Annotated in this window: 12 protein-coding genes and 1 pseudogene; 3 read left to right on the forward strand and 10 right to left on the reverse strand. The window is 70.7% G+C overall.

Annotation, left to right across the window (positions count from 1 at the left end; genetic code table 11):
* Window positions 1–104 precede the first annotated feature (104 nt).
* Window positions 105–1,715, forward strand: a complete 1,611-nt coding sequence (locus tag ACSHT8_RS14075; protein WP_436501337.1) for a GGDEF domain-containing protein — start codon at window positions 105–107, stop codon at window positions 1,713–1,715.
* Between the two features lie 49 nt (window positions 1,716–1,764).
* Here the strand turns inward: ACSHT8_RS14075 and ACSHT8_RS14080 are convergent, their stop codons facing one another.
* Window positions 1,765–4,470, reverse strand: a complete 2,706-nt coding sequence (locus ACSHT8_RS14080) for a Xaa-Pro dipeptidyl-peptidase (RefSeq protein ID WP_436501339.1) — start codon at window positions 4,468–4,470, stop codon at window positions 1,765–1,767.
* Between the two features lie 94 nt (window positions 4,471–4,564).
* Window positions 4,565–5,116 carry a hypothetical protein gene (locus ACSHT8_RS14085; protein ID WP_436501341.1) on the reverse strand — a complete coding sequence of 184 codons (552 nt, stop codon included), beginning with the start codon at window positions 5,114–5,116 and terminating at the stop codon, window positions 4,565–4,567.
* A 136-nt stretch (window positions 5,117–5,252) separates the two neighbouring features.
* Here ACSHT8_RS14085 and ACSHT8_RS14090 point away from each other — a divergent pair, with 136 nt between their 5' ends.
* Window positions 5,253–5,876, forward strand: coding sequence for a PadR family transcriptional regulator (locus tag ACSHT8_RS14090; RefSeq protein ID WP_436501343.1), 624 nt, complete (start codon window positions 5,253–5,255; stop codon window positions 5,874–5,876).
* Here the strand turns inward: ACSHT8_RS14090 and ACSHT8_RS14095 are convergent, their stop codons facing one another.
* From ACSHT8_RS14095 to rpsB, 6 genes are all read right to left on the reverse strand, one after another.
* Window positions 5,877–6,617: a class I SAM-dependent methyltransferase gene (locus tag ACSHT8_RS14095; RefSeq protein WP_436501345.1), complete on the reverse strand. Its 741-nt coding sequence runs from the start codon at window positions 6,615–6,617 to the stop codon at window positions 5,877–5,879. It lies immediately after the preceding gene.
* Between the two features lie 29 nt (window positions 6,618–6,646).
* A complete protein-coding gene (locus ACSHT8_RS14100) occupies window positions 6,647–7,480 on the reverse strand; it encodes a phosphatidate cytidylyltransferase (RefSeq protein ID WP_436501346.1) in 834 nt (277 codons plus the stop codon).
* A gap of 78 nt (window positions 7,481–7,558) precedes the next feature.
* Window positions 7,559–8,116, reverse strand: coding sequence for a ribosome recycling factor (frr, locus tag ACSHT8_RS14105; RefSeq protein ID WP_436501348.1), 558 nt, complete (start codon window positions 8,114–8,116; stop codon window positions 7,559–7,561).
* Between the two features lie 34 nt (window positions 8,117–8,150).
* Complete coding sequence (gene pyrH / locus ACSHT8_RS14110) at window positions 8,151–8,876, reverse strand: UMP kinase (RefSeq protein ID WP_436501350.1); 726 nt, start codon at window positions 8,874–8,876, stop codon at window positions 8,151–8,153.
* Between the two features lie 87 nt (window positions 8,877–8,963).
* Window positions 8,964–9,779 (reverse strand): translation elongation factor Ts, encoded by an 816-nt coding sequence (gene tsf, locus ACSHT8_RS14115; protein ID WP_436501352.1) that lies wholly within the window; start codon window positions 9,777–9,779, stop codon window positions 8,964–8,966.
* A 101-nt stretch (window positions 9,780–9,880) separates the two neighbouring features.
* Complete coding sequence (gene rpsB, locus ACSHT8_RS14120; protein WP_436501354.1) at window positions 9,881–10,732, reverse strand: 30S ribosomal protein S2; 852 nt, start codon at window positions 10,730–10,732, stop codon at window positions 9,881–9,883.
* A gap of 360 nt (window positions 10,733–11,092) precedes the next feature.
* On the opposite strand from rpsB, the pseudogene ACSHT8_RS14125 reads away from it, so the two are divergent.
* Window positions 11,093–11,644: pseudogene (locus ACSHT8_RS14125) on the forward strand (M23 family metallopeptidase); the annotation flags it as partial.
* A gap of 99 nt (window positions 11,645–11,743) precedes the next feature.
* On the opposite strand, the gene ACSHT8_RS14130 reads toward ACSHT8_RS14125, so the two are convergent.
* Window positions 11,744–12,664, reverse strand: coding sequence for a FliA/WhiG family RNA polymerase sigma factor (locus ACSHT8_RS14130; protein ID WP_436501356.1), 921 nt, complete (start codon window positions 12,662–12,664; stop codon window positions 11,744–11,746).
* A complete protein-coding gene (locus ACSHT8_RS14135) occupies window positions 12,636–13,667 on the reverse strand; it encodes a tyrosine recombinase XerC (RefSeq protein ID WP_436501358.1) in 1,032 nt (343 codons plus the stop codon). The genes ACSHT8_RS14130 and ACSHT8_RS14135 overlap by 29 nt, the downstream gene beginning before the upstream one ends.
* Window positions 13,668–13,715 lie beyond the last annotated feature (48 nt).

The raw sequence follows: 13,715 nt of genomic DNA on the forward strand, positions 1-13,715 counted from the left end.
GCGCCACCGTGCGATATCGTCGGGATGACTCGGGCGGGCGACGGTAGTGTTGGGCTGAACGGACCACTCCCGTACGCCGGGGTCGGACGGAGGAAGCCCGCGCCGTGACCGGTCAGCACACGCACAGCGAAGCCACGGGCTCCCTGGCCGCCCGGGCGCGGGAACTGCTCGCCGTCGCCCACAGCGGCGCGCCGGACCAGGCCAAGGTGGCCGCGGAGACAGCCGCGCTGGCCGCCGAGCTCAACGGCCACCCCGATCCGGTCGAGGCAGGCGTGGTGCACCGGGCGCTGGCCGCCACCGCGGTGGCAGGCCCGGAGGCCGCCCACGAGGGTGCCCCGCTGATCGAAGGGCTCATAGAGTTCGCGCGGGCCAATGACTTCCCGCTGCTGCTGGCCAGTGGACACGCACTGCGCGGCACGGCGCAGCTCATGCTCGACCCGCACTCGTTCACCCCGACCGAGGCCGCGACGGCGCTGTCGATCATCGACGACGACCGCACGCCCGGCGCCGCGCTGCCCATCCCGGTGCGGGCCAGGCAACTCGCCCAAGCGCTGAGCGACACCGCGATCCTGCTGTGCGCGCTCGGCATGTTCGAGGTCGCCGACGAGATGTTCCGCCGCGGCCACCTCAAGCTCATCGGCCACGCCGACCAGCACGACGCCGTCATCTACCAGCTCAACCGGGTCGAGGTCCTGGTCCGCTGGGGCCTGCAGGCCGAGCAGCACCAGGACCCCGCCTCCGCCGAACGCCGGTTCCGCGCCGCGGCCCGCGCCGCCGCGGCGGCCGAACGCTCGATGGCCCACAGCCTCTACCCCGGCAACGGCGACACCGCGGCGCGCACCGAGCCGATCGTCGCCGTGGCACACGCGCTGCGCGACCCCGGCGAGGCCCACCTCGACGTGCTGCGCGACTGGTTCGGCCGCACGGTCAGCGCCGACAACCGGGCGCTGGTGGCGATCGCGTCGGCGCGCTGCCTCGCCGCGGTCGGTCGCGGCGACGAGGCGGTCGGCACCCTGCGCGCCGCCACGACGGGCGCCGCACCGGTGGAATCCCTGCTGCGCCAAGTGGTCCACGGCGAGCTGGCCCGCCTCGCCGCGCCGGGCGACCGCCCCGACGACGGCTGGCGGCTCTACGCGGCCCAGTTGGAGGCCGAGCTGCGCGCCCAGCACACCACCCGGCTGAGCACGCTGCGCAAAGCCGTCGAACACGCCACCCTCGAACGCGCGCACACCGCGCTGCTGCGCACCGCGAGCCTCGACCCGCTCACCGGCCTGCCCCACAGGGCCGCGTTGGAAGCCCTGCTCGACACCATGGTCGACACCGCCGACACCGCCTTCGCGGTCGCGCTGATCGACCTCGACCGGTTCAAATGGGTCAACGACACCTACTCCCACCTGCACGGCGACCAGGTCCTGACCGCGGTGGCGGCGGCCGTGCGGCGCGGTCTGCGCGAAGCCGACGTGCTGGCCCGCTACGGCGGCGACGAGTTCGTGGCCGTGCTGTCGCACATCGGGGCCGAGGACGCCGCCCGCGTGCTCGACCGGATGCGCCTCGTCGTGGCCAACCTCCCCGAGTCGGTCGGCCGGGGCGTGACGGTGTCGGTCGGCGTCGTCACCGCACGGCCGGGCGAGCCGACCACGACCGTCCTGCGCCGCGCAGACCGGGCCATGTACTCGGCCAAGCACGCCGGCGGCGACCAGGTGTGCACCGGCTGACCTAAGTGGACAGACGCGGCCGCCCGGTCACCCGGGCGGCCGCGTCAGGTCACGGTGCCGTGTAGCCCAAGGTGTAGGCGCCGGAACCGCTGTAGGCGTGCACCCGGTAGCGGTAGCGGCCCGCGGTGCCCTGGTAGGTCAGCGTCTCGTCGGCGGCGGACGTCGCGCCCGAAGCCACCGCCGTCCACGCCGACCCGTTCCACTTCTGCAGGTACAGGTCGTAGTCGGCGGCCGCGGGACCGTCCAGGCACGCCTTGTGCTGGCCGGACGCCGTGGTCTCGAAGTACGTCCCGTCCGGCTGGTAGGCGTTGGCCCCGGTGGCCAGCGACCCCGTCTTCGTCACCTGGTACCCGGCGCAGCCACTGGACCCGCCGCCAAGGTTCAGACTCCAGGTGCGCAGGGTGCCGGTGTCACCCGACGCGGCGTCCTGCACCCGCAGCTTCCACGTGCCGTTCGCGGTCTCCCCCGCCAGGTTCACGGTGAAGTCGCGGACGATGTTGTCGGTACCCGAGCCGGTGCGGTTGTGCAGCACGTACGTCGAGCCGTCCGGCGCGACCAGGGTGACGACGAGGTCGCCCTGGTAGGTGTGCTGGATGTCGACGCGCACGACGCTGGCCGCCGAGGGCGCCGTCGAGCAGCCCGCGATGGTGATGGCGCTCTCGACGGTCGTCTGGTCCGGGATCGCGACCGGCGTGCCGTTGGTGCCCGAGCAGCCGCCGGGGCCGCTCACCACCAGCGAGTACGCCGCCGTCTTGGTGCCGCTCGCGCCCGCCGCGGAGATCGTCACCGGGTAGGTGCCCGGCGGTGTGGTCGCCGAGGTCGCCACGGTCAGGGTCGAGGAACCGCCCGAGGTGACGGTCGCCGGGGCGAACGTCGCCGTCGCGCCTGGCGGGAGACCCGACGCCGACAGCGTCACCGACTGGGCGCTGCCGCTCGTGGTTGCCGTGGCGACGGTCGCGGTGGCCGACCCGCCCGGCGCGACGGTCCCGCTCGACGGCGACACCGACACCGAGAAGTCGTTGCCCGGCTGGGAAAGCCCGGTGACCGGCAGGGTGAGCGTGCTCAGCGCGGGCGCCAGCCGCAGGGTCGTGCCCGCCGTGGGCCGCAGCGTGTAGTCGTAGTCGGTGGAGATCACGACGAGACCGATGCGGTGGCCCGACGCGAAGACGTAGTCCTTCGGCTGCAGCTTGAACGCGAGGTCGTACTCGGTGCCCTGCACCAGCGCGGACCCCGACGTGATGTCGGTGCGGTTCTGCGGGTCCAGCCAGCCGCGGGTGACGATCACCGGCGACGAGCCGCCGTAGTCGACGAGGAGTGCGGTCAGGTTGGCGTCCTTGCGGTTCTCCACCGCCATCCGCAACGACACCCGGGGCGAGCCGGACAGCTTCGCGGCCTGGGTGAGCGTGTCACCGCGGTAGATCAGCCTGCTGCCGTTGGCGCTGTCCGGGCTCGCGACGAGCGTGGTGGCCGTGGAGGTGCGTCCGTTGTCGGTGAAGGTCTGCTTCACGTCGCCGCCCGCGCCGAAGGACAGCGTGCCGGGCGCGGTGGCCGACGAGGCGCCCAGCCGCAGCGTGACATCGCGGGCCGCGGGGTCGGGCCAGTCGGCGTAGGTCTGCCAGGTGCCGTCGGGGAACTGCACGTCGGCCTTGGGCTCGGTCATGATCCCGTTGTCGATGCCCTTGAGGTGATAGTCGAACCACCGCAGCACCGTGGCCTGGTAGTCCGACCGCGACGGCGCGGCGTGGCCGCCCCGGTGCAGCCAGAGCTTGCGCGGCACGTTGTTCGCCTTCAGCGCGTCCCACCACTGCGCGTACTGCATGCTCTTGACGTTCCAGTCGGCCTGGCCGTGCATGACGAACACGCCCGCGGTGACCTTGTTGGCGTCACGCACGTAGTCGCGCTGCTGCCAGAACGGGGTGAAGTCGCCCGTCACGCGGTCCTGGTTGGTGGTGATCGACGCCAGCTGCGACGTGCACGCCTGGCGGCCGAGCACCGCCTTGGCCAGCACGTCGGCGTCCTCGCCCTGGTAGCCGCCGGGCGCGACGACGAGGCCGTTGGCGCGGTAGTAGTCGTACCAGCTGGAGATCGCCGCGATGGGCACGATCGCCTTCAGCCCCGCCACGCCGGTCGACGCGGCCGCGTTGGGCAGCGTGCCGTTGTAGGAGATGCCGATCATTCCGACGTTCCCGGTGCTCCACGTCGCGCTGACCTGGGCGCCTGCGGCGTTGTATGCCTTCGCGCGGCCGTTGAGCCAGTCGATGACGGCGGTGGTGCCGATGGTCTCGTTGCGGTCGCCGGAGGTGGGGCAGCCGTCGGAGTCGCCGGTGCCGATGCTGTGGCCCATGACGACGGCGTAGCCGCGCGGGACGAAGTAGTCGTCGTACCAGTCGGGCAGATCCGGCGTCGCCTTCGCGACCCGGGCGCCCTCGGAGTCCGTTGACGCCAGGCCGAAAATGCCTTCCTGGGGCAGCCGGTCGACGTTCGGGTTGTAGTTGGTCGCCGGGTTGAGGCCCTTGGCGTACGGGCTCTGCTCGAACACGACGGGCACGCGCGAGCCGTCGGACGGCCGGGAGATGTCGATGGCGACGCGGTCGAGGCGGCCGTTGTTGTCGGTGTCGACCGTCGTCTCGACGTAGACCCGTTCCTCGATGTTGGCTAGTGGGCCGGCTGGGCGCGCGTGCGCGGCGGTGGCGGCCAAGGGCACACCACCGGCGATCAACGCGACGGCCAGCACAGCGCGGGGCAGGGACCGCATGTGTGGCTCCTTAAAACGCAGGGACACCAGACATCCAGACCCGCGATCGCCGGTCAATCCACCGAACGTCGCCCGCGCTTAACTGGGAAGCCGATCAGTCGCAGTTGGACGCGCTCTGAGCAGCGTCTTTGAGTTCGTCCGGCAGCTCGATGCCGAGCATCGCGTTCTGCGCCGACGCCAAACCGTGCATCGACCGGCCGAACCGCTTGACCCCCGACGAGTAGGCCTCGGCCGTCATCGGGTCGGCCGCCTCGACCTCGGAGTGGGCCGTGCCCAGCTCACCGCGGGCCTCGACGAGCCCCTCGATGATCTTGCTGATCGGCGTGTCGAGCCCCGGCGCGGGCGCGGGCCGCAGCGCGCGCAGGTCGGTGATCACCGCGTCGAGCACGCCCGCGAGCCTGCCCGTCATCTCCAGGAACTCGCGTTTGAGCACGGCGGCGTCGGACGTGGTCGTCGGCACCGGGCTCGTCTCGCCCGCCGTGGTCAGCAGCTTGCCCGCGCCGCACCAGCGGTTCATCCACTTGACCTCGGGGCTGTTCGGGTCGGCCTCGGCGGTCGGGATCGACACCGCGCTGCCCGACACCTCGGTCGCGCATCCCGCCGCGACCACCACGACACACGCCACCGCTACCGCCAGCCCCCGCATGTCCCTCCGACGCGGCGCGCCCACGCTCGGTTCCGACGATGCACATGGAAATCGACGTTGCATCGCGATAGGTTCCGATATATCGTTGAGCTATCGCGAGCGACCGCTTGCGACAACCTGAACCCAGGAGACAAGAATGCGTACGAGCTTTGGACCCAGGCGCCACGGACGGCGCCACCACCACGTCGAGCGCCACGACTTCGACATGGACTTCGCCCCGGAGGCCGACATGACCCCGCCGTTCCCGCCGATGCCCCCCTTCCCCCCGGGCTTCGGCGGACGGCGGCACGGCCACCGCGGGCCGGGCGGGCGCCAGCGCCGCGGCGATGTCCGCGCCGCCCTGCTCACCCTGCTGGTCGACCGGCCGATGCACGGCTACGAGATGATCCAGGAGATCGCGGAGCGTTCCGGCGGCTTCTGGAAGCCCAGCCCGGGCTCGGTCTACCCGACCCTGCAGCTGCTGGCCGACGAGGGCCTGGTCCGCGCGACCGACGGCGACGGCGGCAAGCGCCTGTTCGAGCTGACCGACGATGGCCGCACGGCCGTGGCGAACCTGGGCGGCACCGCCCCCTGGGACCATGCCGCCGCGGGCGTCGACCCGTCCGAGGTCAACCTGCGCGGTGCGATGGGGCAGCTCGCCGCGGCCATCATGGGCGTGTCCCAGGCCGCGAGCCCCGCGCAGAAGGCCAAGGCGGTCGAGATCATCAACGAGGCCCGGCGCCAGCTCTACGCGGTGCTCGGCTCGGCCGATGAAGAGTGATCAGGGCGCTATCAGCCCGGTCGGCTTGCGCCTGACCAACACCCGATAGCCGACCGGGAACTCCAAGCCGGTCACCGCACCGATGGCACGCTGGGCGACGCGAGCGGAGAACTCGATCCGCAGCACCGCCTCCAGCGTCGCCCGATCCGGGAACCGCCACACGGCGGTCACCCGGTGCTGGTCGAATCCCTTGAGGTCGAAGAACTTGTCGACCTCGGCGGGGTCGTAGGCGGGCACGTCGGCCCGCAGCCACGGGCCATACGGCTCGCTGAGCCCATCGAGATCGACGATCACCAGTGCGCCGCCGGGCCGCAGCACGCGGTCGGCCTCGCGCAGCCCGGGCTCACAGCCGGGGCCGAAGAAATACGCCGTTCTGGCGTGCACCACATCCACACTGGCGTCGCCCGCGGGCAGGTCCTGCGCCGAGCCCGCCGCGACCCTGACCCGGGGCAGCCCCGCGATCCGGACGCGGGCCCGCTCCACCAGCGGCGGATGCGGCTCGACGCCGAGTACTGAAGTGGCCGTCTCGGCGAAGCGCGGCAGGTGGAAGCCGTCGCCGCAGCCGACGTCGAGCACGTCACCTGACCAGTCGCACAGGCCGCCGAGGAACCGCCACAGGGTGCCGTCGGCGTCCTGTGCGCGGTTCTCCGCCTCATAGACCTGCGGGAAGTGCCAGATGTTGGGGCTGGGCACGATCTCCGCCGGACGCAGCCGCGCCCACGCTCGGGAAACCATGCTCATGTCAACCAGGAAAGCACATCCGCGTCTGATCAGGCTGGGACGAACAGGCGAAGTAGCAGCCAGGACACCACTGCCGAGGGCAGCAGCGAGTCCATCCGGTCCATCAGGCCACCGTGGCCCGGCAGCAGCGTGCCCATGTCCTTGATGCCCAGGTCCCGCTTGATCACCGACTCCACGAGGTCGCCCAAGGTGGCCGTGGCGACGATGGCAGCGCCGAACAGCACGCCCTGCCACACCTCACCACCGAGCATCAGGTGGACCGTGAGCGCGCCCGCGGTCACTCCGGCGACCAGCGACCCGCAGAAGCCCTCCCAGGACTTCTTCGGGCTGATCGTCGGCGACATCGGGTGCTTGCCGAACAGCACGCCCGCGATGTAGCCGCCGGTGTCGGAACTGACCACGAGGATCATGAAGCACAGCACGCGGGCGGTGCCGTCGGCCGGGACCACCAGCATCGCGGCGAACGAGGCGAACAGCGGCACGTAGGCCGCGGTGAACACCGACGCGGTGGTGTCGCGGAGATACCCCTCGACACCGCCGCGGAACCGCCACAGCAGGCACGCCAGGATCGTCAGCACGAACGCGGTGAGCAGGCCGTCGCGGCCCAGCGGCCACGACAGCCACACCATGGCCTGGCCGCCGATCAGCACCGGCCAGCGCGCCACGTCCAGCCCGGCGCCGCGCTTCAGCGCGCCCGCCAGCTCCCACGTCGCCACGGCCACCGCGACCGCGACGATGCCGATGAACACGTGCCGGACGGTGAGCAGGGCGAGCAGCACCGCCCCGCCCAACACCACCCCGACAGCGATCGCCGCGGGCAGGTTGCGGCCCGCGCGCGACGCCTTCGCCTCCCCAGTGGTCACCGGGGCGTTCCCGACAGATCCATGCTCAAGCTCCCCAACGGGCCCGGCCACCATCACATACCCCTCAGCGACTCAAGGTCAGACCTCGAGCAGCTCCGCTTCCTTGTGCTTGACGAGCTCGTCGACCTGGCCGACGTACTTGTCGGTGAGGTGCTGCAGTTCCTTCTCCGCGCGCACGACGTCGTCCTCGCCGGACTCGCCGTCCTTGACCAACCGGTCCAGCTCTTCCTTGGCCTTGCGGCGGACGTTGCGGATCGAGATCTTGGCGTCCTCGCCCTTGGTCTTGGCGACCTTCACCATCTCCCGGCGGCGCTCCTCGGAGAGCTGCGGGATGGAGATGCGGATGATCGTGCCGTCGTTGCTCGGGTTGACCCCGAGGTCGGAGTCGCGAATCGCCTTCTCGATGGCGTTGAGCTGGCTGACGTCGTAGGGCTTGACGACCGCCATCCGCGCCTCCGGGATCGCCACGCTCGCCAACTGGTTGAGCGGGGTCATCGACCCGTAGTACTCGATGTGGATGCGGGCGAACATCGCGGGGGTGGCGCGACCGGTGCGGACGGAGTTCATGTCCTCCTTGGCCACCGACACCGCTTTTTCCATCTTTTCCTCGGCGTCGAGGAGTGTCTCGTCGATCAAGGGGGCGCTCCTTATAAGCAGTGGGTCACGCTGGTCAGTTAGTCGGCGTACTGACTAGCGTGCCGATCCTCTCACCACGCACAGCGCGCGCGATGTTCCCCTCCGTCAGAAGGTTGAACACGATGATCGGCATGTTGTTGTCCATGCAGAGGCTGAACGCGGTCGCGTCGGCCACCTTGAGACCGCGTTCGAGCACTTCGCGGTGGGTGATGTCGGTGAACATCTTCGCGTTCGGGTCGAGCCTGGGGTCGGCGTCGTACACCCCGTCGACCGCCTTGGCCATCAGCACCACGTCGCAGCCGATCTCCAACGCGCGCTGCGCGGCGGCGGTGTCGGTCGAGAAGTAGGGCATGCCGACCCCGCAGCCGAAGATGACCACGCGGCCCTTCTCCAGGTGCCGCTCGGCGCGGCGCGGGATGTAGGGCTCGGCAACCTGGCCCATGGTGATGGCGGTCTGGACCCGCGTGTCGATGCCCTCTTTCTCCAGGAAGTCCTGGAGGGCGAGGCAGTTCATGACCGTGCCGAGCATGGCCATGTAGTCGGCGCGGTCGCGGTCCATGCCGCGCTGGCTGAGCTCGGCGCCGCGGAAGAAGTTGCCGCCACCGATGACGATCGAGGTCTGCACCCCGCCGCGCACGATGTCGGCGATCTGCCGGGCAACGGCATAGACGACGTTGGGGTCGACCCCGACCTCGCCGCCGCCGAACATCTCGCCGCCGAGTTTGAGCAGTACCCGGCGGAAGCTGCCGTTCTGCGTCACGTAGACACCCTCCTCGTGACTATGCCCCGCCCCCGGTGAAGTCCGGGGACGGGGCATAACCCTAGTCACTTAATCGCTTTGCGCAGGTCAGGCCTGGCCGACCTCGAAGCGGGCGAACCGGGTGACGGTGACACCGGCCTCGTCCAGCACGGCCTTGACGGACTTCTTCGAGTCGACGACCGAGGACTGCTCGGTCAGCACGACGTCCTTGTAGAAGCCGTTGACGCGACCCTCGACGATCTTGGGCAGCGCCGCCTCCGGCTTGCCCTCCTCGCGCGCGGTCTCCTCGGCGATGCGCTTCTCGGTGGCCACGATGTCGGCCGGGACCTCGTCGCGGGTGACGTAGCGCGGCTTCATCGCGGCGATCTGCATCGCGATCGAGCGGGCGACCTCTTCGCCTTCACCGGTGTACTCGACGAGCACGCCGACCGCCGGGGGCAGGTCGGAGGCGCGGCGGTGCAGGTAGGTGGTGGCGGTGCCGTCGAAGACGACGACGCGGCGCAGCTCGAGCTTCTCGCCGATCTTGGCCGAGAGGTTGTGCACGGCCTCGCCGACGGTGCCGCCGTCGAGGTCGGCGGCCTTGAGCAGGTCGACGTCGGCGGCCTTGGTGGCCTTCGCGACGGCGACGATCTTGTCGGCCAGCTCCTGGAACTCGGCGTTCTTGGCGACGAAGTCGGTCTCGCAGTTCAGCTCGACCATGACACCGCCGTCCGCGGCGACCAGGCCCTGGGCGGTGGCGCGCTCGGCGCGCTTGCCCACGTCCTTGGCGCCCTTGATGCGCAGGATCTCAACGGCCTTCTCGAAGTCGCCGTCGGTCTCGGTCAGCGCCTTCTTGCAGTCCATCATCCCGGCGCCGGTCAGGTCCCGGAGCCTCTTGACGTCGGCCGCGGTGAAGTTCGACATCGTGCGTTTTCCGTCCTTCTTCGGTTACGCGCGTACTACTGGTGTTTGTGGCACGGTGCCCGCCCGGACGGTGAGGTCCGGGCGGGCACCGCGAGCCGAGATCAGGACTCGGCCGGGGTCTCGGTCGCGGCCTCGGCGGCGGGCGCGGCCTCAGCCGGAGCGGCGACGGCGGGGGTCTCGGCGCCCGCCAGCAGCTCCTGCTCCCACTCGGCCAGCGGCTCGCTACCGGCGCCGACCTCGGGCTTGTCCGAGCCGTTGCGGGCACCGGAACGCGCGATCAGACCGGCGGCGGCGGCCTCGGCCACCACCTTGGTCAGCAGCGCGGCGGAGCGGATCGCGTCGTCGTTACCCGGGATCGGGTAGTCGACCTCGTCCGGGTCGCAGTTGGTGTCGAGGATCGCCACGATCGGGATGTTCAGCTTGCGCGCCTCGCCGACGGCGATGTGCTCCTTCTTGGTGTCCACGATCCAGATGGCGCTGGGAACGCGCGCCATGTCGCGGATACCGCCGAGGGTGCGCTCCAGCTTGTCCTTCTCGCGGGTCAGCATCAGGATCTCTTTCTTGGTGAGACCCTGGAAGCCACCGGTCTGCTCCATCGACTCCAGTTCCTTGAGGCGCTGGAGGCGCTTGTGCACGGTGGAGAAGTTGGTGAGCATGCCACCCAGCCAACGCTGGTTGACGAAGGGCATCCCGACCCGCAGGGCCTCGTTGGCGATCGCTTCCTGCGCCTGCTTCTTCGTGCCGACGAACAGGATCGAGCCACCGTGCGCGACGGTCTCCTTGACGAACTCGTACGCGCGGTCGATGTAGGTCAGGGTCTGCCGCAGGTCGATGATGTAGATACCGTTGCGGTCGGTCAGGATGTAGCGCTTCATCTTCGGGTTCCAGCGGCGGGTCTGGTGCCCGAAGTGCACGCCGGAATCCAGCAACTGCTTCATGGTGACGACGGCCATGGCCGGGTTCGCACCTCTTCATTTCAGGCGCGCCCTGGCCTTTGCGGACCGGGCACGCGATCTCGGTTGTCGCGACCGGCCATGGTGGCCGCCCGCCCTGGTGCAGTGCGGGCGCCCGAACCCGCTGGCCAACTCACCACCGGGACCGCCGAACACCCATGTCTTGCCGCGACCCGAAAAGCCGCGAACGCGCACTGACACGCGAAGTCATCCCATGTCACCACGGGACGCGGACAGAAGTGTACGCCGCGTGGACCCCGAACCGAGAATCGGAGCCCCGAGTTATCCACATCCCCCCGATCCATCCCCAGATCCGGCTTGGTGGTGGCACCGCCCCCACTCACTCCGGAACCTGGACACATGCCACGTGACCAGCACCGACTCCACCTAGCCGCGATCTTGACCGTGCTCCTGACCGCCGCCCTCCTCTGGCACACGACCACCCCCGCCGCAGCCAAGTCCCGTTCCCCCCAACCCCCATCCCCCAGCACCGCGGCGTTCCACCTGGTCGCACTTCCTCCGCCCGCCCCAGCCCCAAGCGGCGAGCGTCCCCTCTGGCAGCCCCCACTCCCCACCATTCCCCCGAATTCCGCGCCCGATCCTCCGCGCCGAGGCCCCTTCACATGGCCACTGGGCCCACCGCACGAAGTCCTGCGCCCGTTCAAGCCGCCATCCCATCCCTACGGCCCAGGCCACCGCGGCGTCGACCTCGCGGCCCCCATCGGAGCACCGATCTACGCGGCGGGCGACGGCGTCGTGGCCTTCGCGGGCCAAGTCGTGGACCGCGGCGTCATCTCCATCGACCACGCCCACGGCTTACGAACCACCTACGAACCAGCCATCCCGTCGATCACCGCAGGCGCGCGGGTACGCCGCGGCGACCAGATCGGCGTCCTGGTCGGCGGGCACGCCGGATGCCCGGACGCCTGCCTGCACTGGGGCCTGCGCCGGGGTGACGAATACCTGGACCCGCTCATACTGCTGCGCCACGGGCGGGTGCGGCTGCTGCCGCTAGACCTCGGCCGCCTCGAGCAGCTTGGCGCGCAGCCGCAGGACGGCGCGGGTGTGGAGCTGGCAGACCCGCGACTCGGTGACGCCGAGGACGCGGCCGATCTCGGCGAGGGTGAGGTTCTCGAAGTAGTAGAGGGTCACCACGACCCGGTCGCGTTCCACCAGCCGCCCGATGGCCTCGGCGAGCTGGCGGCGGTTGTCCTGGTCGACGAGCAGCGCCACCGGGTCCTCGGCGGCCTCGTCCTCCAGCGTGTCGGCCAGCGAGGTCGCTCCCCGCCCGGCCGCGGCCAGCTCATCGAGCGCGACGACGCTGGTGAGCTGGAGCTGGGCGTAGACGTCGCGCAGTTCGCCGACGCTGAGGCCCAGTTCGGCGGCGAGTTCACCGTCGGTCGGGGTGCGCTGCAGCTTGGCGCCGAGCCGCTCGATGCCGCGTTCGACCTCGCGGGCGCGGCCCCGGACGGTGCGCGGCACCCAGTCCTGGGCGCGCAGGTCGTCGAGGATGGCGCCGCGGATGCGCTGCATGGCGTAGGTCTCGAACTTGAGGCCCCGCTCCGGCTCGAACTTCTCGATGGCGTCGACCAGGCCGAAGATCCCGGACTGGATCAGGTCGGACACGTCGACGTGCGCGGGAAGCCCGGTGCCGACCCGCCCGGCGACGTACTTGACCAGCGGGGCGTAGTGCAGCACGAGCCGGTCGCGCAGGTCGTGCTCGCGCCGCTCACCGTAGCGCCGCCACAGCGCGACGATGCCCGCCTCGACATCGTCGGCGGTGCGGTTGTCGCCCGGGAGCACGCCGGAGGCCTCGCTGGTCCCGAAGCGGGAGGCGTGGCCGTTGAGGCTGGGTCTGGACTCCGGGGACGGCGCCGCCGGTGTCCGAGAACCAGCCCCGGCGTCACCGGGAACGGGGATGGGTTCGGTCATGGATCGCCTTCAGCCGTTCGACGGTCACGTGGGTGTAGAGCTGCGTCGTTGAGAGCGTAGCGTGACCAAGTAACTCCTGGACGCTACGAAGGTCCGCACCCCCTTCGAGCAGGTGTGTTGCCGCAGAGTGACGAAGCCCGTGCGGCCCCAGGTCCGGCGCACCGGCCACCGCGCCCACGGCCCCGTGCACGACGCGGCGCACACTCGCTGGTTGGAGCCGTCCTCCGCGAGTACCCAGCCACACTGCCGGCGGGGAATCCTCCCGGGCAAGAGCCTGCCGTCCGTGATCGAGCCAATTGCGCACCGCGTCGGCGGCCGGGACCCCGAACGGGACCGACCGTTCCTTGGAACCCTTGCCCATGACCCTGAGTAAGCGCCCGCTCAGGTCGACGTCGTCGACGTCGAGCCCGCACAGCTCCGACACCCGAATCCCGGTGGCGTAGAGCAGTTCCAGCAGCGCGTGGTCCCGCAACGCCACGGGGTCGAGCTGCTGGGCGCCCGACTCGGACGCCCGCATCAGCTCCGCGGCCTGGTCCTGCCGCAGCACCGAAGGCAGCGTCCGATGCCGCACCGGCGACACCAGCCGTGCCCCGGGGTCGACGTCCAGGTGCTCCCGCCGGTAGGCCCACGCCGTGAAGGTCCGCACCGCCGCCGCCCGCCGCGCCATGGTCGTCCGACTGGCCCCGGCCCCCAACTGCGCCGCCAACCACCCGCGCAACACGGCGAGATCAAGCCCCACCGCCCGCAGCCCATCCCCACTGGAGCCCTCAACCGTCGAAGCCGCACCCGACTCGGCGCCTGCGCCCTGAGCCTCGATCCCCAGCGCGTGGCCGAGCAGGGAGACCGCGTCCCCGAGGTAGGCCCGCACCGTGTGCGGCGAAAGCCCCCGCTCAAGCGCCAGATGCCGCTCATAGTCGTCCAGCACCGCGCCCACCGAAACAGGCAGGGCGGCGCGAACTCCAAGCAGGTCGACCCTGCGTGGTCGACGGGAAGCGGACGGCACACACCTGACGCTCCGCCATCAACCGTCCCGGGTCAAGCATCGCCACGC

Source organism: Actinokineospora sp. HUAS TT18 (assembly GCF_051364635.1).
GTDB lineage: Bacteria > Actinomycetota > Actinomycetes > Mycobacteriales > Pseudonocardiaceae > Actinokineospora.